The organism is Gluconobacter sp. R75690 (genome assembly GCF_015244525.1).
Classification (GTDB): Bacteria; Pseudomonadota; Alphaproteobacteria; order Acetobacterales; family Acetobacteraceae; genus Gluconobacter; species Gluconobacter potus.
The window spans coordinates 51,519-73,327 of record NZ_JABCQB010000007.1; the positions used below are offsets into that span (position 1 = coordinate 51,519).

A 21,809-nucleotide genomic window follows, 5' to 3' on the forward strand; every position below is an offset into this window, starting at 1 on the left:
TCTCGGTTCATCCGTCATGCCCTTTCAGATCGATGCACTGATGTCAGGGCTGCATCAGTCCGCCAGTCGGGCGGGGATGTTTGGCTTTTTCGAAATCATGGCCTTTGCGGTTTTCATGATGGTGCTGTCTCGTCTGACGGGGCGGGTTTCGGTTGTCATGACGGCTTTTCTGGGCGCGGGGCTGGCGGCTGTTTCGTCGCTCCTGACAGCGGCTGGTCCATCGTCATCGGTGTGGACATGGGGCTGTGCCATTCTCTTTGGTCTGGGAGAGGCATTTCTGGGCCGGTCCTATGTCTGTGCGGCATCGGCGAGTAAGAACCCGGACCGGATGTACGCCATTTCGAACGGTGGGGGACTCATCGTTCTGGTTGCGGTGATCGATGCCATTCCTTACGCGACCCGGAGTTTTGGCGAACTGGGCGTGTTTGTTGGTATCGCGGCCATTGTTGCGCTGATTGCGCCTTTCATGGCGACGCTGCGCTACGCGCCGTCGTTGCCTGTTCGTCAGAATGCGGAAAAGATGCGTTTGACGCGTGGCGGGGTGGCATTGCTGTTTATCTGGATCGGATCGTCTCTGGGGTCGAGCATGGCGTGGTCCTTTGCCGAGCGCGTCGGGCGGGCCATTCATCTGTCAGCTGACTATATTGTTTTTCTCTCGACGGTAGGGATCGTGTCGAGTGTTCTGGTCAGCTTCGTTGTCGGAGCGTTGGCGCGCAGTCTGCGCAGGGAGATCATTCTGCCACTGACGCTTGTTGGGACCGGGGTTGGTGGCCTTCTTGCGTGTGCTGCGTGGAATTCCTGGAGCTATACGGCGGGTGTCATCATCTACTGGAACTGTTCCATGCTGTCTTATGCGTGGCTGCTTGGAAGTGCGGCTGCGCTGGACCATACGGGGCGGACCGGGACGTTCTGTGGTGGGATGGACCGTATGGGATATGCTCTGGGAGCACCGCTTGGAGGACTGATCATTGATCATTCCTCCTTTACAATGCTGGGTATTGCAGGCTGTGTGGCCTGTGTTGTCAGTATCCCGTTCGGGCTGCCGGTCCTGCTCAGGGAAATCCGACAGTCCGAGGCAGAAACCCAGCCAGTTTCCAGTCTTGCCGAAGCTGGTTGAACTCAGGCTTTAGAGTGGAGGTCCTTCCAGCATCAGGGCCTCAAGGCGGGTGATATCGGCCGCCAGAGGATGATCCTCTTCGTAGAGGGGAATGATGGTCCGGACGGTGTTGTAGAGAGCCAGGGTACGGGGGGCGACCTCTTGAGTGAGATCTGCGAGGTCTATCGCCTGACAGAGGGCCAGGAGCTCGATGGCGAGAATGGATCGTGTATTGGCGACAACCTTCCGTGCTTTGAGAGCAGCCGGTGTCGCATGCACAAGAATGTCTTCCTGAAGGCCTGAGGTGATTCCGCCGTCCAGACTGGCCGGTAGGGCATTGCGACGGCTGGCGCTTACAAGCGAGGTCGCCGTGTACTGGGCGATCATGAAGCCGCTTCCGGTTCCGGAATCGCTCGACAGGAAGGGCGGGAAGGGGCTGGTCAGGGGGTTGACCATGCGGTCCAGACGTCGTTCGGAAACCGCGCCCAGCGAGGCCAGTGCGATGGCGGCTTCGTCCATGACGCGTGCGATGCTGGCGCCAACCGCATGGGCTTCGGAAAAGGCACTGATGCCTGTTTCGTCTTCGAGAATGGCGGGGTTGTCGGACAGGCTGCATAATTCCTGTGTGACGGTCTGGCGGATACTGGCGAGCGCGTCGTGAACAGATCCGTGGATATGGGGAATGGCGCGAAGACTCAGGGCGTCCTGTGTTCGTTGCCCCTGAAATTTCGCAATCCGTGCTGAGCCTGCCAGATCCTTGTTGAGGCAGTGCGAGACGGTCTGATGACCCGGCATGGTGCGCAGTATGGTTGACCGGGGATCGAATGCGCGCTGCTGCCCTCCAAGGACGTCAAAGGTTGCGGCGGCGATCCGGTCGGCCCACTGGAGACAGGTCGCGGCCTCTTCGGTAACGAGGCTGGCAATTCCGGTTGCGCAGGACAGACCGTTGACCAGACACAAACCTTCTTTTGCTTCCAGAATCAAAGGTTCAAAACCGAGCCGCTTGAGAACTTCAGCGGCCGACTGTTCCGTGTTGTTCACCTGCAGGATTCCGTGCCCGATCAGGGTCAGGGAAATATGGGCCATATGGGTGAGATATCCGACCGAGCCATCTCGTGGGACAATCGGAAGGCAGTCGTGATTCAGAAGTGCAACGAGGCGGTCGACGATGTCCGCGCGCAGGCCGGAATAGCCCAGACAGTATTCATTGACGGCGCAGGCCATGATCGCGCGCGTTGCCTCGGCACTGAGTGGTTGTCCAATGCCGGTGGCATGGCTGAACAGGATCTTGCGAGAGAGAGTGGACTGTTTTTTAGAAGTGATCCGGGTGTCGGACAGGCCGCCAACACCCGTATTGAGACCGTAGGCTGCCCCTTCACCATCCACCAGAACGCGCAGCCGTCTATGTGCCTCCTGCAGCCGTTGTCGTGCTGCGTCCGAAAGCTGGATCTTTTTTCGTTTCCAGGCAATGTCGCAGACGTCCTGCGGAGAAAGTGGCTGATCGAGCAGGAGTTCGGTCACGAAGGCATCCTTGGTTGTCTATACAACAAGAAACCTTAAATGTCCTGTGCTGTTGTCGTCAATCGGGCAGTCCCTGTGATCCGGAACTGTTTTTCAGGGGCGGTAACGTCCGCCGAAGCTGTAGCGGTTGCCTGAGTATGTGAAGATGCCTTTCATGACGACCCGACCTTCGACCCAAGTCCGTCGCATCAGTTGCAGGCAGGCTTCGGGTTCTTCAAGCTGGAGAAGGGTACAGATATTCTCGGGCGGTGTTACGGCAAATACGACGTGCTCGATCTCTTCCGGGCCTGCGATGCCGTACAGGTGGCGGTGAGGATTGATATGGGTGAAGTCCTGCTCCAGATAATCCGGCGCGAAATGCGGGGAGACGTATCGCTCCTCCAGCTGAAGCGGCAGATCGTCTTCGTAATGGACAATCAAGGAGCGGAACAGGCGTGCGCCGGGTCTTTGCTCGAACGCAGTTGCAAGATCGCTGTCGGCGCGGACAGTCTCGATGGCAATGACTTCGGCGCGGTGCTGATGGCCACTGGCGACGATGTCATCGATGATATCGCGGATTTCCAGGAGCTCGACGCGTTTTGCCGGCTGGGCGACAAATGTTCCCACACCCTGTGCGCGGCGCACAATTCCGTCTGCTGTCAGCTCGCGCAGTGCCCGATGGATTGTCATCCGTGAGATGCCGAGTTGTTCGACGAACTCATGCTCGGATGGTAGCCGATGGCCGACCTTCCATTCTCCACAGTCGATGCGTTCGATAATGAACGCCTTTACCTGCTCGTAGCGTGCAACTGTCTTCGTCTTGTCCAGGATCTGCGACACGTCTCCCCTGCCTTTTCTTCTCTTGAGGACTGATCTGCCACCTGAAGATGGGAGATCATGTTTGATCCTGCCGGGTTGTTGTACTTACATATGCGACACACCCATAAGCAGGCGTAGGAACATATGAAGCCGGATCCGGAAAATGACAATCTTTTCCCGCTGGTCTGCGTGGCAAAGCCAGTTGATGATCTTTCGTCACAGCCTTGGAAAAATGGCGGCGGCAGCACCAGAGTCGTTGCCAGTCATGATACCTGGCGTCTGAGTGTTGCGGACATTACGCGGGATGGTGCATTCTCCCGTTTTCCCGGAATTTTGCGGCATATTGCCTTGTTGAGAGGGCGTGGTGTTCGACTTTCCCTTTCCGACGGCAGGGAACTGGACGTTGTTCAGGCCGGTGAGATCCTGACGTTCTCAGGGGATCTCCAAGTTGAGGCGGTACTTGTGGATGGTCCTGTTCAGGTAGTGAACCTGATGCATCCTTTTCCTTCCGCCTGCCGTCTGAAAGCAGTCGGGGCGCCGGGCGTTCAGGGAGTGGATGTGCCCTGTGGTGCTGCGCTTGTCTGTGCGCGGGGGCGCTGGAGTTTTGAAGGTACCTCCGGCCAGGAAGGGATCTGGCGGGAAGGGGACGTTCTCGTTCTGCCGGATGAGGTGAAGGGAACTCTTAGATCAGAAGTCGGGAGTGACGCTCTTTTGTACGTCGTCATTCCCGACTGACTCTGCCGATGTTCAGGGTTGGGGAGCGGGGCGCCAGTTGGTGGCTGCATCAAGAAGTAGTTCGACTGCTGTGGAGAGGTTTGCGGCTGCCCGAAGATTGATGGGCCAGGGGTCATGCTCCGAAGCCAGATAGGTGGACTGGGCGATTTCCAGCTGAATGGCGTGGATATCCGAGCTGGGCTGGCCATAATGACGGGTTGTGAAGCCCCCTTTGAAACGGCCGTCCCGGACATGGCTGTAGGATGGCAGCGTCTCTGCACGGTTGATAATTGTCTCAGCCAGTTCAGGGGCACAGGACTGGCCGCTGTTGGTGCCGAAATTCAGGTCTGGAAGACGCCCTTCAAACAGTCTGGGAATTTCCGAACAGATGGAATGGGCGTCCCACAGAATGGTCCATCCGAACCTTTCCTTCAGGCGGTTCAGTTCAGCCTGTACGGCATCGTGATAGGGCTTCCAGTAGTGCTCCGTGCGTTCGGCGATCTCTGCTGCATCCGGCTCTTTTCCATCGAGATAGATGGGCTGGCCATCGAATCCCAGCAGAGGAACCAGTCCGGTGCTTGGGCGGCCGGCGTACAGGGCGGCGTCGTCCTGTCCGCGATTCAGGTCAACGACATAGCGGGAGAAATTCGCGCGCAGGATGCCGATTCCCTTTGAAAGTGCGAAAGCATACAGGTGCTCCATGTACCAGTCGGTATCGGGCAGTTTTCTGCCGCGCGGGGTCATGCGCTCGTCCATGCCGGGCGCCAGACGGTCACCCGCATGGGGGATCGTGACCAGGATCGGGAGGGTGCCGGGGGTAAAGGAGAATATGTTCGTCATGGTTCTGATCCGAAAATATCAGGCAGCCGTCAGGGTGCGCAGTGTTGCGTGGAAAGCCTGGGTCAGCCGCGCTTCGTCGGCATGGTGGCCGTCGGTGACGCGCCATCGTCCGGCGCACATGACATGGCGGACCGGGGGATGTGAGGTGGCGAAAATGGCTGAATCGAGAATGTCATCTTCCTGCAGGTCCGGCAGGGACAATGCCTGCTCGTCGATGACGCAGAGATCTGCGCGGGCGCCGGGACGCAGGCCAGCAAGGGATACGCCACAGGCCTGTGCTCCTCCGGCGAGGCACTGATGATACAGCCAGGCACCGATTGATCCCTTCTGGCCCGGGGGCAGGGCGACGCAGCGTTTCTGACGTTGCAGGCGCAGACCATATTCCAGCAGGCGCAGCTCCTCCCACGGGCTGAGCAGGACATTGCTGTCGCTGCCGATGCCGAAGCGGCCACCCTGGGCGACATAGGCTTCGAACGGGAAGATCCCGTCGCCAAGATTGGCTTCGGTAATCGGGCACAGCCCTGCCACGGCTGTGGAGCGCGCGATGGCAGTGACTTCCTCGTCCGAAAGATGCGTGGCGTGAACCAGACACCAGCGGGCATCGATGGAAACATGGCTCATCAGGTGACCTACGGGGCGCTGTCCCGTGATGGACAGGCATGCGTCCACCTCACGCTGCTGTTCGGCAATGTGGATATGGATTGGCGCACCTGGCCCTGCGGCCTGCAGGAGAGGTGAGACATTCTGGATGTCTACCGCTCTTAGCGAATGCAGCCCAATGCCTGTTCTGACCAGTTGTGAGCCGTGCCACTCGGCCTGAAGGTCCGAAAGAATGCCAGCGATCGTTTCAGGGGTGCTGGAGAAACGCTTCTGGGCTTCATTCAGGGGGCTGCCATCAAATCCGCCACGGGCATAGAGGGTGGGCAGCAGTGTAATCCCGATGCCTGCATCCGTGGCTGCGGCGGCGAGGCGGGAGGACATTTCGGCCGGGGACGCATAGGGGCGTCCGTCCACCGCGTTATGGAGGTAATGGAACTCGGCAACCTGGGAATAGCCGGCTTTCAGCATTTGCATATACAGGAATGCGGCCACGTCCTGCATCTGTTCAGGCGAAATGCGATGTGCGAGCTGATACATGCGCGTGCGCCATGTCCAGAACGTGTCGTCCGGGTTCTGCTTCTTTTCGGCCAGGCCGCCCATGGCCCGCTGGAAGGCGTGTGAATGGAGGCTGATCTGTGGAGGGACCACCATGTCATGAAGTGGCATGCTTGGCGTGAAGGTACTGTCCGGGACAATGGATGAAAAAGTCCCGTCCTTCTCTACGGCGATTTTGACATTGTGGCGCCAGCCCTGTGGAAGGAGGGCCTGTTTTGCAAACAATTCGGTCATCACGAAATTCCAGGTTGCACGGCACGGAAGCCCTTGGTGAAAGCGCGTCCTGTTTACTGGGTAGGATCATAATGGGATTGACTGATATGTATATACATATATCACCGTATCCGAAACAATACGGAGAGGAACCATGTGGGATACCCTTTGGCTCAATGTCCACCTCGCGACAGGCGATGATACTCTCATCACGTCCGCGGACGGATATGGATGCATCCGTCATGGTGCCGTAGGAATCCAGAATGGGCGGATCTGCTGGGTTGGTGCAGAAGCGAATCTGCCCGGAGCGCCGGAAAATCTGGCATCCACAAGAGAAGATGGCAGGGGTGGATGGCTGACGCCGGGGCTGATTGATGCCCATACGCATGTCGTATTTGCAGGCGATCGCAGTCGTGAATTTGCTGAGCGCCTGAATGGCGTGTCCTACGAGGAAATTGCGCGCAAGGGGGGCGGCATCCTGTCCACGGTTGCGGCGACACGCGCGGCCTCGGAGCAGGAACTTCTGGAAGTCTCCCTGAAAAGGGTGCGGATGATGATCCAAGAGGGGACGACCTCGCTGGAAGTGAAATCAGGATATGGTCTGACGCTGGCGGATGAACTGAAGCAGCTGCGTGTCGCGCGGGCCATTGGTGAGACGCTGCCGATCCACGTTCACAGGACGTTTCTGGGCGCGCATGCTGTTCCGCCTGAATATCGGGGTCGCGCGGACGATTATCTGTCTTTTCTGGTCAATGAGGTTCTGCCGGCCCTGCATGCCGAAAACCTGATCGATAGCGTTGATGCGTTCTGTGAGAACATTGCCTTCTCACCAGCACAGACAGAAACCCTGTTTAAAGCGGCACAGAAACTTGGACTTCCGGTGCGCATCCATGCGGAGCAGCTTTCTCTGGGAGGGGGGGCTGTTCTGGCAACGCGCTATAACGGGTTGTCCGCCGATCATCTCGAATATGCAGATGAAGAAGCCGTCATGAGTATGGCCTGTCAGAAAACGGTGGCGATGTTGCTTCCGGGCGCATTCTATTTCATTCGGGAAAAGCAGCTTCCTCCCGTCGAGCTGCTGCGGAAGCACAAGGTCGATATCGGCCTTGCTACGGACTGTAATCCCGGGACATCACCGGTTCTGGGTCTGACCTCCATTATGAATATGGGATGCACGCTCTTCCGTCTGACGCCGGAGGAGAGTTTTCGGGCGGTGACATCTGTCGGAGCGCGGGCTCTTGGAAGCGCTCATGAGGTGGGAATCCTCCGTCGCGGAATGCGCGCTGACATGGCGTTGTGGGATATAACGGGCCCGCATGAACTGTCTTACTGGGTTGGGGGCATTCGACCCCTGCGACGTATTTATGGTGGAGTATGTGCGTCTGCTCCTTGATGTGTTTGGAGGCGATTTTGACGTTTTTCATGGTCGAAGAAATCCAGCGGCTTTAGCCAGATTCCGTATTTCGGTGGCAGGGTATGTTGGGAATATGATTTTCCTTTGTTCTCCGGGTTCGATATCGTCATCTTTTTTCGGAGAGTCTGGGACCATGGCTATCAAAGATCCTGTTGTGATCGAGCATCTTAATACGCAGCTTACGAATGAGCTGACGGCGATCAACCAGTATTTCCTTCATGCCCGGACGCTGCGGCACTGGGGTGTGACGCATCTGGGGAAGAAGGAATATGACGAGTCCATTGAGGAAATGCGTCATGCAGACTGGCTGATCGAGCGGATCCTGTTCCTGGGTGGTCTGCCGAATGTCCAGCGTCTGAACCCGATTCTGATTGGTCAGACGGTTCAGGAAATCCTGGAATGCGATCTGAAGCTTGAAGAGAAGGCCATTCAGGATCTGCGGGAAGGGATCGCTTATTGTGAAAGCGTCCGGGACTATGTCTCGCGCGATCTGCTGCTGAAAATCCTCGTCAACGAAGAAGAGCACGAGGACTTCATTGATCGCCAGTTCGATCTGATCAAGCAGGTTGGGATCGAGCGTTATATCCAGAAGAACTCCGCTTCGGCACCCGATCAGGACTGAAGCAGCGTCAGAGTAAGTAATATCTTCGAGCAACCCGGCATTGTCCGGGTTGTTTTTTATGCGGCGTTGAGATGTGTCTGTTCAGACTGGGCTTTCTGAAGGGCCGAGCGCAGCAGGCAGACGATGCCGGGGACGCAGTTGCCGCACTTGGCCTTGCATTTCCGGGCTGAGTAGATTTCCGCCGGTCGGGATGCTCCGTTGTGGATTGCGATTTCGATGTCCTGATGGGACAGCGCGTTGCACGAGCAGACGATCATGGAGAAGCAGGCTTCCGTTCACTGGGACCGATAAAGCAAGCCTAGTGCAAATGCAAATGGTTCGCAAATGCATTTTTGATTTCTGGCGACTCAGGAGGAATCCTGGCTGATCCACCGCTGGACGACGGGGCGGATTGCGAAATTGCTCTGGATGCGGACGACGCCAGGGAGGCGGGAGAGCTCTTCCTTGTGGATGCGTTCGTAATCCGCCAGATCGCGTGCGGCGACGTGGAGCAGGTAATCGGCCTCACCCGTCATGAGATAACACTCCCGGACATCGGGGCATTCACGGATACGGGCTTCGAATCGGCGGAGCGTTTCATCTGTCAGACGCTCAAGGGTGATCTGGACGATGACGGTGGTGAGTTTGTGGGCCGAGCGTTCGTCGATGACGGCTCTGTAGCCCCGGATGACGCCCTGTTCTTCAAGCAGGCGGACGCGTCGGAGGCAGGCCGACGGGGAGAGGCCCACACGCTGTGCCAGCTCGGCATTGCTGAGGCGTCCGTCGTGCTGGAGGATGCGCAGGATCGATTCGGTGATGCGGTCGAAGATCATGATGGAATTATCGGTCTATTTTCGCATTTTCGATCATAGATTTTTTGTTAACTGAAAGATTATGCGGTCATCCGGCAGGATATTCTGATCGGGAAGAGGATAGTCTCATCTTTCATGATGAGTGCATGTCCTGACCCTCTGTGGCCTTCCTATCGTGCCGGTGCCCGCCTGACGGTGGACCTCGACGCGATTGCTTCCAATTACCGGTATCTTCAGACTTTGGCCTCGGGTGCTTCATGTGCGGCGGTCGTCAAGGCGGATGCCTATGGCTTGGGGATCGAACGGGTTGGCCCGGTGCTGGAGAATGCCGGAGCCACGAATTTCTTTGTCGCGCATGTTGATGAAGGCATCAGGCTGCGGTCTGTTGTGTCGGAAAAGGCCCGGATTACGGTGCTGCATGGTCCGCGTCCCGGGGCGTCCGGAGACTGTGTGCGTTATGGTCTGCGGCCTGTCCTGAACAGTCTTGAGCAGATTGCGCTGTGGCGTGACGAGGGTTCGCGGACAGACGTGCTCCCTGAAGCGGTGCTTCAGGTTGATAGCGGGATGTCACGGTTCGGCCTCTCCGGCACCGATCTTGAAATCTTGCAGGCAGATACGAGGCTTATGGAGGGACTGAAGGTCAGTCTTGTCATGAGTCATCTGGCCTGTGCCGATACGCCGGATCATCCGGCCAATCAGGCCCAGAAAGACCGGATGCTGCAGATGTCCGCGCGGCTGCCGCCTGCGCCGCTCAGTCTGTCGGCGTCGTCAGGGATTTTTCTGGGAACGGACTATCATCTGGATGTCGTGCGACCGGGTGCCGCACTGTATGGAATTGCGCCCAACCGGACTGGCCCCAATCCGCTGTCGCCGGTGGTTCGGCTTCAGGCCCATGTTCTGCAGATCCGTGAGATCCTGCCGGGTGAGGGGGTTGGCTACGGCCTGACCTATCGGCCTGACCGGCCGCGCCGGATTGCGACGGTGGCTGTTGGATATGCGGATGGCTTTTCCCGGCTTGGGGCCGGACAGGGCTGTGCGTGGTTCGAGGAGATCCGTTTGCCGATCCTGGGGCGGGTCTCGATGGATTCCCTGATCGTGGATATTTCAGATGTGCCGGAAGGAAAACTTGGTCCCGACATGATGGTGGATCTGATCGGGCCCAGACGCAGTGTCGATGATGTCGCGGAAGCGGCGGGAACGATCGGATACGAGGTCCTGACGTCTCTGGGGCACCGTTTTTATCGGGAATATGTTGGAAATCATGAGAACCCCTCAGAGGGCGATTGACATTCCAGCATGGAAAACAAGATAGACGAAATGAAATCGGACTATGTCATGATGATATCGTCTGTCGCAGCAAATCGGAATTCTCATGTATCTCCGCCGTGATAGAGCTTTGACCGCCATATCCATCATGCTGGATGTCGCTTTTCATGCGGGTCGATCCGGGGTTGTGAGTGGTGCGGATATTGCCAGACGTGGCGACATGCTGCGTCGGGGGATCGAGCCCGTGCTGCAGGCGCTGTCCCGGGCCGGGCTGCTTTCCAGTGTCCGTGGCCCCAAGGGAGGCTATCGCCTCGGGCGGCCACCGCGGACCATTACGCTGAACGAGATTGTCCGGACTGTGACGGAAGATCCGGAAATGCCTGGGGACGGAATTAATCTTCTGCGGACCAAGGTTCTGGAGCCGTTCTGGCAGTTGGTGGATCAGGAGGTTTCGGAAAAGATGGCGTCCGTCACGCTGGAGCATCTGCTGCAGAATGCGGAAGAGGCGGGAATGCAGCGTCCAAGCCGGGCACCGATTTCTTTCTCCATATAACCAGTAAAAAAAGTATTTTGTAAAAACCACGAAATGCGTTTTACAGGGCTGGATATCTTACCATGATGGATCAATGTTTGATCCTGTGTGGTGAATTCCCTGTTCTCGATCTGCCTGCGTTCTGCTGTTCAGGCGTGGGAACAGGGACGGATTCATGATGGGTCCGGTCTGAAGGTCAGGTCGGGATTCATCAGGAAGGTGAGCGCTGATGAAACGTCCTGTCCGACTTGAACCTGGCCAGAAGCTGGTTCTGACTGCCAACCGCCTTCTGGATGGGCGTACCGTCTGGTGGTGCGCGGACGGAACGTGGGATCTTCACATTGGATGCGCGGCGCTGCTGGATGCGGATGAGGCGGAAGCGTTGCTCTCCCGTGCGTCGGAACAGGCCCAGCGTGATGGTGTGGTTGGTGTGTATGATACGGCAGTGCAGGCCGTTGTTCCACCAGAGCCTGTCACGGTTCGTGAAAAGATCCGGGCGCATGGCCCGACAGTTCATCCCGAATTTGCAGTGGAGACCGAACAGTGAGCATTCCTGTCGGCCATTATCAGTATGACCGGATAGACCGGGATTTCCTTCAGGCGCGGATTGCCGAGTTTGAGGGGCAGGTGCAGCGTCGTCTGGACGGGACGCTGAGCGAAGACGAGTTCAAGCCGCTGCGGCTGATGAACGGCCTTTATCTGCAGCTTCATGCCTATATGCTACGGGTGGCCATCCCCTATGGGATTCTGGACAGTCGGCAGCTGCGCAAACTGGGTGAGATCGCCCGGCGGTATGATCGCGATTACGGGCATTTCACCACGCGGCAGAACATTCAGTTCAACTGGATCCGGCTGGAGGATACGCCGGCCATCCTGCGTGAGCTGGCTGAGGTGGACATGCATGCCATTCAGACCAGCGGGAACTGCATCCGCAATGTGACGGCGGATGAGTATGCGGGGGCGGCGGCGGATGAGCTGGTGGATCCGCGGGTTCATGCGGAAATCCTGCGCCAGTGGTCCACGCTGCATCCCGAGTTCACGTTCCTGCCGCGCAAGTTCAAGATCGCGATTTCGGGCAGTCCGAATGACCGTGTGGCGGCGCGTTTTCATGATATCGGAATTCTGGCGCGTCCGGGTGCGGATGGCGCGCCGGTGTTCCGGATTTTCGTGGGCGGTGGTCTGGGGCGGACGCCGATCATTGGCGAAGAGCTGTTCGACAGCGTGCGGGAAGAGCATCTTCTGGCGACGCTTGAGGCCATTCTGCGCGTCTATAATGCGCATGGGCGGCGGGACAATATCTACAAGGCGCGGATCAAGATCCTGGTCCAGGCGATCGGGGTCGAGGCCTATCGCGAGGCTGTCGAGGCGGAGCTCGCCCAGATGGATCTGGAGCGGTATCGGCTGACGCCGGAGGCGGTTGCGGCGATCCGGTCGCGGTTTGCCGTGCCACAGCTTGAGGCGCCGGCCGATGCGGACGCTGTTTTGGCGCAGCAGCGGCGGGATGATCCGCTCTTTGACCGCTGGGTGCGGAGCAACACGCATGTCCACCGTGACCCGGGACATATCATTGCGACCATTTCGCTGAAGCCTGCGGGCGGGATTCCGGGCGATGCGACGTCGGCGCAGATTGCGCGTCTGGCGGATCTGGCGGATGCGTATTCGTTCGGGGAGATCCGGATTACGCATCTGCAGAACGTGGTTCTGGGGCATGTGCGCAAGGACCGGCTGCGGGATCTGTGGCTGGGGCTGGCGGAAGTCGGGCTGGCGGAAGCGAATATCGGTCTGATTGGCGATATCGTGGCGTGCCCGGGGCTGGATTACTGCGCGTTGGCGAATGCCCGGTCCATTCCGATTGCGCAGAAGCTGGGGGCCCGGTTTGCGGATACGGCGCTTCAGGCGGAAATCGGGGCGCTGCGGATTAACATCTCGGGCTGCATCAATGCCTGTGGGCATCATCACGCCGGGCATATCGGGCTTCTGGGCGTGGACAAGCGCGGGGAAGAGTTCTTCCAGCTGACGGTTGGTGGCCGGGCCGAGAATGGTGCGGCGATCGGGACGATTCTGGGCGCGGCGCTGCCGGAAGACGAGACCGTGGATGCGATTGCGCGGCTTGTGGATTGCTATCTTGGGCGCCGGGAGAGCGGGGAGACGTTTCTCGATACGCTGACACGTCTGGGGCATGAGCCTTTCAGGGAGGCGGCTTATGAGACTGTTTGAACTCGGCGAGCGGTCGGCACAGGTTCATGATGTGCTGGTGACTCTTGCAGAACTGGCGGAGCGGGATGATGCGCGGGCGGTTCTGCTGGAAAGTGCGGATGATCCGGCGCTTCTGAAGCCTTATCTGAACCGGCTGGATCTTGTGGTGTTGCGGTTCCCGGTTTTCCGGGATGGACGCGGGTTCACGCAGGCTCGGGAGCTTCGGGAATATCTGCGGTTTTCGGGCGAGATCCGCGCGGAAGGGCATATTCTGCCGGACCAGGCGGCGTTTCTGCGTCGCTGTGGGGTGGACAGTGTGGTTCTGCCGAAGGACGGCAATGGTGACCCGGCTTTGTGGGAAAAGCAGCTCCGGCAGTTTCCGGTGGCGTATCAGCGCTCGGTTCTGCCGGAGCGGTCTGTGGGGCCGGGGCTTCGGGTGGAAGTGGCGTCCTAACGGGCGCCGAACCAGCCGCGGCGCCAGAACCAGAAGAGTGGCAGAACGACCGAAAGGACCATGAGGGTCAGGCCGTAGGGGTAGCCGTATTTCCATGACAGTTCCGGCATGTTGTGGAAGTTCATGCCGTAGATGCCGGCGATCAGGGTGGGAAGGATGCCGATTGCGCTGACGACGGTCAGGACTTTCATGCCGTCATTCTGTTCGATGCTGATGAAGCCGAGTGTGGCGTCGAGCAGGAACTGGACCTTGTTGACGGTCTGGGCATCGAAGTCGTTGAGGGAGGCGATGTCGCGTCCTGCGACCTTGATGCGGGTTCTCAGGGCCTGGGGATCCTTTTCGGTCCTGTCGCCGATATAGATCAGGATCCGATCCAGGCCGAGCAGGCTGTCGCGGGTCATGGAGGCAAGGTCGCCGCCATGGCCGAGGCGCCGCAGGGTTTCGCGCAGCATCTCGCCGGCCCGGGCGGGGTCACGGGGGCGGTCGGTGTTGAAGACCCGTTTGGAGATGGCGTCGAGGTCGCGGCCCAGGCCTTCCAGAATGTCTGCCAGACGGTTGATGACTTCTTCGATGATCTCGACGAGGATTTCGTTGGCGGAGGGCTCGCCTTTGGCGGGGTCGCGTTCGGCCTGACGGCGTCCGACGATGTCAAAGCCATAATAGTCGGCATAACGGACGGTGATGAGGCGTCTGTCAGTCAGGACGAAGCCGATTGGCAGGGAAAATGCCGTGTCTTCGGTGCGTCTGACGAGGGGGGTTGAAAGATAGAGGACCCCACCCTCTTCGTGATGGCGGGACGAGCTTTCGATTTCCTCAAGTTCCTCCCGGCGGGGGATATGGGTGCCAAGGGCCTTTTCAGCACGGTCGATTTCGTCCGCGGTCGGATTGATGAGATCGAGCCAGACCGCTTTGGAAATATCGACATCCGGTCCGATTTCCCGGGCCGGAACGCCAGCGGGGCGAACGAGGAACATCAGGCAGATCCTTGGGACAAATGAAATGGCTGTGAGGCTCTCTCATGTCCTGACTGCCGCGGGATCGCAAGGTCCTGTCCCGGAATTGTTTCAGGAGACGTCGGAAATCAGCGAGGTGGATGGACGGCGCGGGCTGCCCTTGGTATCGCATTGGAGCCCTGAAGTGGAACCGAGTGCGGTATGACGAACACATCTTCTCCCCTGTCCTCTCCTTTGGTCAATTCCCTCCGTTCCGGTCCGGATGACCGGGGGCGGTTCGGGATTTTCGGTGGCCGCTTCGTTGCGGAAACGCTGATGCCGCTGCTGCTTGAGCTGGATGAGGCCTATCGCGCCACGCAGGCCGATCCGGAATTTCGCAAGGAGCTGGATTATTACCTGAAGGATTATGTCGGTCGTCCGAGCCCGCTGTGGTTTGCGCAGCATCTGACGGAAGAGCTTGGCGGGGCGAAGGTCTACTTCAAGCGTGAAGAGCTGAACCATACCGGTTCGCACAAGCTCAACAACGTCATGGGCCAGATTCTTGTTGCCCGGCGGATGGGCAAGACGCGGATTGTTGCGGAGACCGGCGCGGGGCAGCATGGTGTGGCGACGGCAACGGTCTGTGCGCTTTTCGGGCTGAAATGCACGATTTACATGGGCGCGACTGATGTCGAGCGTCAGAAGCCCAATGTGTTCCGCATGCATCTGCTGGGCGCGGAAGTGAAGCCGGTGACGGCCGGGGCGGGGACGCTCAAGGATGCGATGAACGAGGCGATGCGCGACTGGGTGGCTAATGTCGCCGACACGTATTTCCTCGTTGGTACGGTCGCGGGGCCTCATCCGTATCCGGAGATGGTTCGTGATTTCCAGTCCGTCATCGGGGTTGAAGTCAAGGAGCAGATTACTCAGGCCGAGGGGCGTCTGCCGGATGTGATCGTGGCGGCCATCGGGGGCGGCTCGAATGCGATGGGGATTTTCCATCCGTTCCTCGATGATGCATCTGTCAGGCTGATCGGTGTCGAGGCGGCGGGGCATGGGCTGGATTCCGGGAAGACGGCGGCGTCCATTTCCCGTGGTCGGCCGGGTGTGTTGCATGGCAACCGGACGTATCTGCTTCAGGATAGGCACGGACAGATCGAAGAGGCTCATTCGATCAGTGCGGGGCTGGATTACCCAGGGATCGGGCCGGAGCATTCCTGGCTGAATGATATCGGGCGGGCCGAATATGTCGGGGTGACGGATGAGGAAGCGCTTGAGGCGTTCCAGGTCTGCACGCGGTCGGAGGGCATCATTCCGGCGCTCGAATGTGCGCATGGGCTGGCGCATGTCATGAAGATTGCGCCCGCGATGGCGAAGGACCAGATCATTGTCCTGAATGTCTCCGGTCGTGGGGACAAGGATATCTTTACTGTGGCGCATCATCTGGGAGTGAAGCTGTGAGCCGTATCCAGACACGTTTTGCCGCCCTGAAGAAGGAAGGGCGTGGCGCCCTGATTCCGTATCTTCAGGCCTGTGACCCGGATTATGATACTTCGCTGGAACTGCTGCGGGCGATGCCGGCGGCGGGGGCGGATCTGATCGAGATCGGGGTGCCGTTTTCCGATCCGTCCGCGGATGGGCCGACGATTCAGGCGGCAGCACTTCGCGGCCTCAAAGCCGGGGCGACGCTGGGGCGTGTGCTGGAAATGGTCCGGGCGTTCCGCGAGACCGACAATGAAACGCCGATCGTGCTGATGGGGTATCTGAACCCGATCGACAGCTATGGTCCGGCCGAGTTCTGCTTTGATGCGGCTCAGGCGGGTGTGGACGGGATCATCGTCGTCGACATGCCGACTGAAGAGGCGGATCTGCTGGATGCGCATGCGCGGGAAGCGGGCCTCGATATCATCTCGCTGGTGGCGCCGACGACGTCGAACTCCCGTCTGTTCCACGTCCTGCGGGACGCAAGCGGGTTCGTCTATTATGTGAGCATTACCGGGATTACCGGGACGAACAGTGCGAGTGCGGCGGATCTGGAGAAGGCGCTCCCGCGGATCCGGGAGGCGACCAGCCTGCCGGTGGCCATCGGGTTCGGGATTTCCACGCCGGAGCAGGCGCGGACGGCGTCGCGGATCGGGGATGCGGCTGTTGTGGCTTCGGCTTTGATCAAAACCATGGCCGGCACGCTTGAGGATGGCCGGGCGACGGAGCGGACCGTCCCGTCCGTTCTGAAGCAGCTTGAAGGTCTGGCTGCGGCCGTCCGGGCCTGATTTCTGATGTCCCGGCAGGCTGGTGCCTGCCGGGACAGGGTACTCAGACGCCGTTGCTGCGCAGGGACAGTCCGAAGAGGACGGTTGCGACGCCGGCCATCAGCAGTTCCACGGCGATGAACATGCCGATCAGCCACAGGCCGGACCAGGGCAGTGTCATGTAGAGCATGATGCCGATGATCAGCGTGACAAGTCCGCTGATGGCGAGAGCGAGCCAGCTTCTGTTGTTGCGGTGGCCGCCAGCCCAGAAGGTGCGGGCGAGACCTGCGAAGATCAGGCAGCCTGCGAGGATGGCGGTCAGGAAGATCGAGCCGGTGGCGGGCTCTTCGATCAGGAGCAGTCCGCCGAAAATATAGAGGCCGCCGATCAGTCCGGAAAGCCACTGGTTCGGGACGGGCAGGCCGCGATGGGCGAAGCTCTGCATGACCTGGGCGACGCCGCCGATGATCATCAGGACGCCGAGGATGACCATGCTGGTCAGGGTGGTGGCGACTGTATCCAGGGCGGCCAGGATGCCGAGAATGATCAGGGAAGCTCCGAAACCGATGAACCAGCCGGGCTTGAGGCCTTGTGGGCTGGGGAAGCGGATGGTGTTGAAACTGTCGGACATGGTCTTCTCCGTTCAGGAACGTGGTCTGTCGGGCTGGCTCTTTTCGGGAAAGGGGCCGGATCCCGGACATGACGTCCGCTGTGATGGGTCGTGTCGGGGAAGATGGCATGATTTGTGATGCAGGCGGGAGAGATAAGACAGGCCCGCTGATGGTTGGGCTGGCATATTTGGCCTCCGGGCGTTAAAACGCGCCAGAGAATGCAGCCCTTCGCCGGGCTTTAACCCCACTCCGTCCTTTGTCCTGAAGGCGGGCAGAAAGTAACGAGACGACATGAGCTGGATGACCGACTACGTCCGACCCAAGCTGCGTGGCCTGCTTCAGCGGGACGTGCCGGACAATCTGTGGACCAACTGCGAATCCTGCGGGCAGATGATGCTTACCAAGGAGCTGGAGCGGTCCGAGAAGGTTTGTCCGCATTGCGGGCACCACATGCGGGCGACGGCGAAGGAGCGTCTGGGCTGGACGTTTGATGGGGGGGAATACACCACCATCGAGCTGCCGAAGATGCCGGTGGATCCGCTGGGGTTCAAGGATTCCAAGCGTTATACGGATCGTCTGAAGGATGCGCGGAACAAGTCGCATCTTGATGAGGCACTGGTCGTTGCTCATGGCATGATCAAGGGACAGAAGGCCGTGGTTGCCGTCATGGCGCCCGAGTTCCTGCTGGGGACGATGGGCGCTGCGCTGGGCGAGGCTTTCGTGGCTGCCTGCCGTCTGGCTGTTCTGCAGAAGGCGCCCCTGGTGGTCTATACGGCTTCGGGTGGGGCGCGGATGCAGGAAGGCGTTGTCAGCCTGATGCAGATGCCGCGGACGACGATCGGTGTGCAGATGCTTCAGGAAGCAGGTCTGCCTTATGTTGTCGTGTTTACGAACCCGACGACGGGTGGTGTTTCGGCGTCTTTCGCGATGCTGGGCGATGTGCATATTGCCGAGCCCAATGCGCTGATCGCGTTTGCGGGGCCGCGCGTCATTCAGGATACCGTTCGTGAGAAGCTGCCGGAAGGCTTTCAGCGTTCGGAGTATCTGCGTGAGCATGGCATGGTCGATATCGTGGCCAAGCGCTCCGAGCTTCCGGAACTTCTGGGGCGGATTCTGGGCATCATGATGCGCCAGAAAACCATTTCCGACGCGGCGGCCTGATGACTGCGGAGCGTGGGGCGCCGGTTCGGCTGTCCGGCGAATATCAGGGACGGCCGGGTGCTGTTCTTGCGCGGTTGCAGGAGCTTTATCCGGCGCTGATTGATCTTTCGCTGGGGCGGCTTGAGGCGCTTCTGGCGAAGCTGGGCAATCCCGAGCGTCATCTGCCGCCAGTCATTCATGTGGCCGGGACGAACGGCAAGGGTAGCACCTGCGCCAATCTGCGGGCGATTGCCGAGGCGGGTGGTCTGCGCGTTCATGTCATGAGCAGCCCGCATCTGGTGAGCGTGACCGAGCGCTTCCGGCTGGCGGGGCGGCTTGTGGATGAGGATGTTCTGGTTGCCGCGCTCGAGAAAGTCGAGCAGGTCAATGCCGGTGCTCCGATTACGGTTTTCGAGGTTCTGACGGCGGCGGGGTTCTTGCTGTTTTCGCAGGTTCCGGCCGATCTGGTGGTGCTGGAAGTCGGGCTTGGGGGACGGCTGGATGCGACCAATGTCGTGCCGAAGCCTGCGGCCTGCGTGATTACGCCGGTCAGTCTGGATCATGAGGCGTTTCTGGGCAGTACGGTTGCGGCCATTGGTGGGGAGAAGGCCGGGATCATCAAGGAGGGTGTGCCGGTTGTTTCGGCGGCCCAGGTACCGGAGGCGCTGGATGTCATTCGTCGCCGGGCTTCAGAGTTGAATGCACCGCTTCGGGTGATTGGGGAGGATGTTGTCTTCACCGAACACGCCGATGGTCTGGAATATCGGGATGCGGATGGTGCGCTCTCGCTGCCGCTGCCGGCTCTGAAAGGGCAGCATCAGGCCGGGAATGCGGCGCTGGCTGTGGCCGCATTACGGGTTTCGGGACTGACGCTGCCGGTTTCGGCCTATCGGGGGATTTCCGAGACTTTCTGGCCTGCGCGGTTGCAGAAACTGGATGGTACGCTGGCGCAGATGCTTCCTGCCGGATGGGAACTCTATCTGGATGGTGGTCACAATCCGGATGCCGGGCAGGTGCTGGGAACGGTTCTGGATGGCTGGAAAGACCGGTCTGTCCATGTGATTGCCGGTGTGAAGCAGACCAAGGATGCATCGGGGTTCTTGAAGCCGATTGTTGAGCGGGCGGCTTCGGTTCAGGCGGTGGCGGAGCCGGGGCAGCATCTGGCGATGCCGGTCGAAGAGATCATTGCGGCTTCGGGGGGGCGGGCGATTGCCGGTCCGACTGTCAGGGAAGCTCTGGAGCGTCTGGTCACTGAAGGGGGTGCGCCTGCACGCGTACTGATCTGCGGCAGTCTTTATCTGGCGGGTGTGGTTCTGGCAGAGGATGGCTGGGTCGCGAGGTAATCCGTTTCTGGTCGCGATGCAGGATGGTAGAAGGGCAGCGTGAACATGATCGAATCGCATTCCTCTCCGACCGTCTCTGATGCTTCCTCGAACGACGGAGATCTGGGTGTCCTGCTGAGGCGCAGCCCGCCGTCCAGCACGGCCGCCGAGCAGGCGCTTCTGGGCGCCATTCTGACCAATAACAAGGCGTATGAGCGGGTTTCGGACTTTCTGGAACCTGCTCATTTTTCTGATCCGCTCAATGGACGGATCTATGAGGCCATTGCCCGACGGATCGAGCGCGGGCAGTTGGCCGATCCCGTGACCATGCGGGCGGAATTCGAGCATACCGGTGTTCTGGATGCTGCGGGTGGCCCGGCCTATCTGGCCAAGCTGCTGACGGCGATGGTGGGTATCGTCAATGCGGGTGATTATGGGCGGGTGATTCATGATGCCTGGGTGCGCCGGCAGCTGATCGATATTGGTGAAACTGTCGTTAACAATGCCTTTGGAGCGCGGCCTGATCTGGATGGTTCCGATCAGATTGCGGCGTCTGAAGAAGCATTGTTCAAGCTGGCGACGGAGCGGGGCCAGGAAGGCGGGTTCGTCTCGTTTACCAAAGCCCTGACGGAAGCGGTCAGTGTTGCGACCAAGGCCTATCAGCGGACCGGAGACGTGGTCGGTCTGACGTCGGGTTTGCGGGACTTCGACAAGCGGACGGGTGGGCTTCATCCGTCGGATCTGATCATCCTTGCCGGACGTCCTGCGATGGGCAAGACGGCGCTCGCGACCAAGATCGCGTTCTCTGCAGCGCGCTCGATCCTGCGGGATGCGGAGGACAGCGGCGAGAAGCCCAAGGGATCGGTTGCGATTTTCTCGCTGGAAATGTCATCCGAGCAGCTGGCGACCCGTATTCTTTCGGGTGAGGCCGAAGTTTCGGGTGAGAAGATCCGTCGTGGTGATATCGGGCAGAAGGAATTTGACCGGTTTGTCCGGGTTGCCCGCGAGCTGCAGCGACTGCCGCTCTATATCGACGATACGCCGGCGATTTCCCTGTCTGCCATGCGGACGCGGTGCCGCCGCCTGGCGCGGACGCAGGGGCTGAGCCTGGTGGTGGTGGATTATCTGCAGCTGATGCGGCCGGCCATCGGGACGAAGCCTGACAGTCGTGTTCTGGAAATTTCGATGATTACGCAGGGGCTCAAGGCGATTGCGAAAGAGCTTTCCGTGCCCGTGATTGCGTTGTCCCAGCTCTCACGTCAGGTCGAATCGCGTGAGGATAAGCGGCCGATGCTGTCGGATCTGCGCGAATCGGGTTCGATCGAGCAGGATGCGGATGCGGTCATGTTCGTTTATCGCGACGAATATTATCTGCAGCAGCGTCAGCCCAAGGACAGTGCCTATGATAGCAATGACAAGTTCCAGGCTGCGACAGAAGAATGGCAGCGCAAGATGGCTCTGGTGCACAACAAGGCAGAGCTGATTCTTGAGAAGCAGCGGCATGGCCCTACCGGAATGATCCAGCTGTATTTCGAAGGGGAATATACCCGGTTCGGAGATCTGGACGTTATTCACGAGTAGCTCTGCGGACAGGGCGAGTACTTTGAATGATGCGGATATCCCTCCGGCGATCCTGTCTGAGGGATAGAGCTGCCCAGCGGTTCTGATCGTGAAAAAATCGTCGGGATTTTTTTTCGGAAAAGCGTCCGCGTGGGCAGGTATGGAATGTCTCTATAATTGAATCAGTACTTCAAAAGTACAGATTTCATTAAAATATACAGTCAGAAAAAAGCTGTAATATGAAACTCTTCAGCGTGATTTCTCTGTGAAACGCGGTTGAAGGTGCCTGTCCGCTGTGCCGAATTGTGGCTGCAATGCGAAAAACTGGCGACAGCCAAAATCTGTCTTAATGGCTTAAAGCCATATTTGTTCCTTGACCCAAT

General features: G+C 59.3%; 22 protein-coding genes. 14 read left to right on the forward strand and 8 right to left on the reverse strand.

The genetic code is table 11. The annotated features are described in order from the left end of the window. Window positions 1-16: 16 nt before the first annotated feature. Window positions 17-1,117, forward strand: a complete 1,101-nt coding sequence (locus tag HKD27_RS09875; RefSeq protein WP_197436609.1) for a hypothetical protein — start codon at window positions 17-19, stop codon at window positions 1,115-1,117. 9 nt (window positions 1,118-1,126) lie between these two features. Here HKD27_RS09875 and hutH read toward each other — a convergent pair whose 3' ends face one another. Both hutH and hutC read right to left on the reverse strand, forming a co-directional pair. Next, a complete protein-coding gene (gene hutH, locus HKD27_RS09880) occupies window positions 1,127-2,617 on the reverse strand; it encodes a histidine ammonia-lyase (RefSeq protein ID WP_194689453.1) in 1,491 nt (496 codons plus the stop codon). 93 nt (window positions 2,618-2,710) lie between these two features. Further along, window positions 2,711-3,436: a histidine utilization repressor gene (hutC, locus tag HKD27_RS09885; RefSeq protein ID WP_194689452.1), complete on the reverse strand. Its 726-nt coding sequence runs from the start codon at window positions 3,434-3,436 to the stop codon at window positions 2,711-2,713. Window positions 3,437-3,559: 123 nt separating this feature from the next. Here hutC and HKD27_RS09890 point away from each other — a divergent pair, with 123 nt between their 5' ends. Beyond that, window positions 3,560-4,150 carry a HutD family protein gene (locus HKD27_RS09890; protein WP_194689451.1) on the forward strand — a complete coding sequence of 197 codons (591 nt, stop codon included), beginning with the start codon at window positions 3,560-3,562 and terminating at the stop codon, window positions 4,148-4,150. Between the two features lie 12 nt (window positions 4,151-4,162). Here the strand turns inward: HKD27_RS09890 and hutG are convergent, their stop codons facing one another. Beyond that, complete coding sequence (gene hutG / locus HKD27_RS09895; protein ID WP_194689450.1) at window positions 4,163-4,969, reverse strand: N-formylglutamate deformylase; 807 nt, start codon at window positions 4,967-4,969, stop codon at window positions 4,163-4,165. 18 nt (window positions 4,970-4,987) lie between these two features. After that, a complete protein-coding gene (locus HKD27_RS09900; protein WP_194689449.1) occupies window positions 4,988-6,358 on the reverse strand; it encodes a formimidoylglutamate deiminase in 1,371 nt (456 codons plus the stop codon). A 133-nt stretch (window positions 6,359-6,491) separates the two neighbouring features. On the opposite strand from HKD27_RS09900, the gene hutI reads away from it, so the two are divergent. Both hutI and bfr read left to right on the forward strand, forming a co-directional pair. Beyond that, window positions 6,492-7,730, forward strand: a complete 1,239-nt coding sequence (gene hutI, locus HKD27_RS09905) for an imidazolonepropionase (protein WP_194689448.1) — start codon at window positions 6,492-6,494, stop codon at window positions 7,728-7,730. Between the two features lie 154 nt (window positions 7,731-7,884). Next, complete coding sequence (gene bfr / locus HKD27_RS09910; RefSeq protein ID WP_194689447.1) at window positions 7,885-8,373, forward strand: bacterioferritin; 489 nt, start codon at window positions 7,885-7,887, stop codon at window positions 8,371-8,373. Window positions 8,374-8,429: 56 nt separating this feature from the next. Here the strand turns inward: bfr and HKD27_RS09915 are convergent, their stop codons facing one another. Together HKD27_RS09915 and HKD27_RS09920 are read right to left on the reverse strand one after the other, a co-directional pair. Continuing rightward, complete coding sequence (locus HKD27_RS09915) at window positions 8,430-8,630, reverse strand: bacterioferritin-associated ferredoxin (RefSeq protein ID WP_024717021.1); 201 nt, start codon at window positions 8,628-8,630, stop codon at window positions 8,430-8,432. 90 nt (window positions 8,631-8,720) lie between these two features. Next, complete coding sequence (locus HKD27_RS09920) at window positions 8,721-9,185, reverse strand: Lrp/AsnC family transcriptional regulator (protein ID WP_062496329.1); 465 nt, start codon at window positions 9,183-9,185, stop codon at window positions 8,721-8,723. A gap of 114 nt (window positions 9,186-9,299) precedes the next feature. On the opposite strand from HKD27_RS09920, the gene alr reads away from it, so the two are divergent. The 5 genes from alr to HKD27_RS09945 all read left to right on the forward strand — a co-directional run bounded on the left by alr (window position 9,300) and on the right by HKD27_RS09945 (window position 13,612). Further along, window positions 9,300-10,451: an alanine racemase gene (alr, locus tag HKD27_RS09925; RefSeq protein ID WP_194689446.1), complete on the forward strand. Its 1,152-nt coding sequence runs from the start codon at window positions 9,300-9,302 to the stop codon at window positions 10,449-10,451. 85 nt (window positions 10,452-10,536) lie between these two features. Then, complete coding sequence (locus tag HKD27_RS09930) at window positions 10,537-10,983, forward strand: Rrf2 family transcriptional regulator (RefSeq protein WP_194689445.1); 447 nt, start codon at window positions 10,537-10,539, stop codon at window positions 10,981-10,983. A 208-nt stretch (window positions 10,984-11,191) separates the two neighbouring features. Then, the gene (locus tag HKD27_RS09935; RefSeq protein WP_194689444.1) at window positions 11,192-11,509 is read left to right on the forward strand and encodes a DUF2849 domain-containing protein; all 318 of its coding nucleotides are present in this window, start codon (window positions 11,192-11,194) and stop codon (window positions 11,507-11,509) included. Then, complete coding sequence (locus tag HKD27_RS09940) at window positions 11,506-13,179, forward strand: nitrite/sulfite reductase (RefSeq protein WP_194689443.1); 1,674 nt, start codon at window positions 11,506-11,508, stop codon at window positions 13,177-13,179. The genes HKD27_RS09935 and HKD27_RS09940 overlap by 4 nt, the downstream gene beginning before the upstream one ends. Next, entirely contained in the window at window positions 13,166-13,612 is a 447-nt protein-coding gene (locus tag HKD27_RS09945) for a DUF934 domain-containing protein (RefSeq protein WP_194689442.1), read from the forward strand. The genes HKD27_RS09940 and HKD27_RS09945 overlap by 14 nt, the downstream gene beginning before the upstream one ends. Here HKD27_RS09945 and HKD27_RS09950 read toward each other — a convergent pair. Further along, window positions 13,609-14,586: a magnesium transporter CorA family protein gene (locus HKD27_RS09950; RefSeq protein WP_194265020.1), complete on the reverse strand. Its 978-nt coding sequence runs from the start codon at window positions 14,584-14,586 to the stop codon at window positions 13,609-13,611. The two genes, HKD27_RS09945 and HKD27_RS09950, sit on opposite strands and share 4 nt — an antisense overlap. A 180-nt stretch (window positions 14,587-14,766) precedes the next feature. Here HKD27_RS09950 and trpB point away from each other — a divergent pair, with 180 nt between their 5' ends. Together trpB and trpA are read left to right on the forward strand one after the other, a co-directional pair. Next, window positions 14,767-16,005 (forward strand): tryptophan synthase subunit beta, encoded by a 1,239-nt coding sequence (trpB, locus tag HKD27_RS09955; RefSeq protein ID WP_194689441.1) that lies wholly within the window; start codon window positions 14,767-14,769, stop codon window positions 16,003-16,005. Further along, window positions 16,002-16,814, forward strand: coding sequence for a tryptophan synthase subunit alpha (trpA, locus tag HKD27_RS09960; RefSeq protein ID WP_194265018.1), 813 nt, complete (start codon window positions 16,002-16,004; stop codon window positions 16,812-16,814). Before trpB ends, trpA begins: the two co-directional genes overlap by 4 nt. Before the next feature lie 43 nt (window positions 16,815-16,857). Here the strand turns inward: trpA and HKD27_RS09965 are convergent, their stop codons facing one another. Continuing rightward, entirely contained in the window at window positions 16,858-17,424 is a 567-nt protein-coding gene (locus HKD27_RS09965; RefSeq protein ID WP_194689440.1) for an HdeD family acid-resistance protein, read from the reverse strand. Between the two features lie 271 nt (window positions 17,425-17,695). Here HKD27_RS09965 and accD point away from each other — a divergent pair, with 271 nt between their 5' ends. Genes accD through HKD27_RS09980 form a run of 3 tightly spaced genes read left to right on the forward strand, consistent with a single transcriptional unit; the run spans window position 17,696 to window position 21,447 of the window. Further along, complete coding sequence (accD, locus tag HKD27_RS09970; RefSeq protein WP_194689439.1) at window positions 17,696-18,565, forward strand: acetyl-CoA carboxylase, carboxyltransferase subunit beta; 870 nt, start codon at window positions 17,696-17,698, stop codon at window positions 18,563-18,565. Then, window positions 18,565-19,887, forward strand: a complete 1,323-nt coding sequence (locus HKD27_RS09975; protein WP_194689438.1) for a folylpolyglutamate synthase/dihydrofolate synthase family protein — start codon at window positions 18,565-18,567, stop codon at window positions 19,885-19,887. The genes accD and HKD27_RS09975 overlap by 1 nt, the downstream gene beginning before the upstream one ends. A gap of 45 nt (window positions 19,888-19,932) precedes the next feature. Then, a complete protein-coding gene (locus HKD27_RS09980) occupies window positions 19,933-21,447 on the forward strand; it encodes a replicative DNA helicase (RefSeq protein WP_062455970.1) in 1,515 nt (504 codons plus the stop codon). Window positions 21,448-21,809: the final 362 nt, after the last annotated feature.

Bases quoted from the DNA above. Each gene is read 5' to 3' on its own strand.
- HKD27_RS09875 (WP_197436609.1), top strand. From the start codon at position 17: ATGCCCTTTCAGATCGATGCACTGATGTCAGGGCTGCATCAGTCCGCC.
- HKD27_RS09890 (WP_194689451.1), top strand. From the start codon at position 3,560: ATGAAGCCGGATCCGGAAAATGACAATCTTTTCCCGCTGGTCTGCGTG.
- hutG (WP_194689450.1), bottom strand. From the start codon at position 4,969: ATGACGAACATATTCTCCTTTACCCCCGGCACCCTCCCGATCCTGGTC.
- HKD27_RS09900 (WP_194689449.1), bottom strand. From the start codon at position 6,358: ATGACCGAATTGTTTGCAAAACAGGCCCTCCTTCCACAGGGCTGGCGC.
- hutI (WP_194689448.1), top strand. From the start codon at position 6,492: ATGTGGGATACCCTTTGGCTCAATGTCCACCTCGCGACAGGCGATGAT.
- bfr (WP_194689447.1), top strand. From the start codon at position 7,885: ATGGCTATCAAAGATCCTGTTGTGATCGAGCATCTTAATACGCAGCTT.
- HKD27_RS09915 (WP_024717021.1), bottom strand. From the start codon at position 8,630: ATGATCGTCTGCTCGTGCAACGCGCTGTCCCATCAGGACATCGAAATC.
- HKD27_RS09920 (WP_062496329.1), bottom strand. From the start codon at position 9,185: ATGATCTTCGACCGCATCACCGAATCGATCCTGCGCATCCTCCAGCAC.
- alr (WP_194689446.1), top strand. From the start codon at position 9,300: ATGATGAGTGCATGTCCTGACCCTCTGTGGCCTTCCTATCGTGCCGGT.
- HKD27_RS09930 (WP_194689445.1), top strand. From the start codon at position 10,537: ATGTATCTCCGCCGTGATAGAGCTTTGACCGCCATATCCATCATGCTG.
- HKD27_RS09935 (WP_194689444.1), top strand. From the start codon at position 11,192: ATGAAACGTCCTGTCCGACTTGAACCTGGCCAGAAGCTGGTTCTGACT.
- HKD27_RS09945 (WP_194689442.1), top strand. From the start codon at position 13,166: ATGAGACTGTTTGAACTCGGCGAGCGGTCGGCACAGGTTCATGATGTG.
- HKD27_RS09950 (WP_194265020.1), bottom strand. From the start codon at position 14,586: ATGTTCCTCGTTCGCCCCGCTGGCGTTCCGGCCCGGGAAATCGGACCG.
- trpB (WP_194689441.1), top strand. From the start codon at position 14,767: ATGACGAACACATCTTCTCCCCTGTCCTCTCCTTTGGTCAATTCCCTC.
- HKD27_RS09965 (WP_194689440.1), bottom strand. From the start codon at position 17,424: ATGTCCGACAGTTTCAACACCATCCGCTTCCCCAGCCCACAAGGCCTC.
- accD (WP_194689439.1), top strand. From the start codon at position 17,696: ATGAGCTGGATGACCGACTACGTCCGACCCAAGCTGCGTGGCCTGCTT.
- HKD27_RS09975 (WP_194689438.1), top strand. From the start codon at position 18,565: ATGACTGCGGAGCGTGGGGCGCCGGTTCGGCTGTCCGGCGAATATCAG.
- HKD27_RS09980 (WP_062455970.1), top strand. From the start codon at position 19,933: ATGATCGAATCGCATTCCTCTCCGACCGTCTCTGATGCTTCCTCGAAC.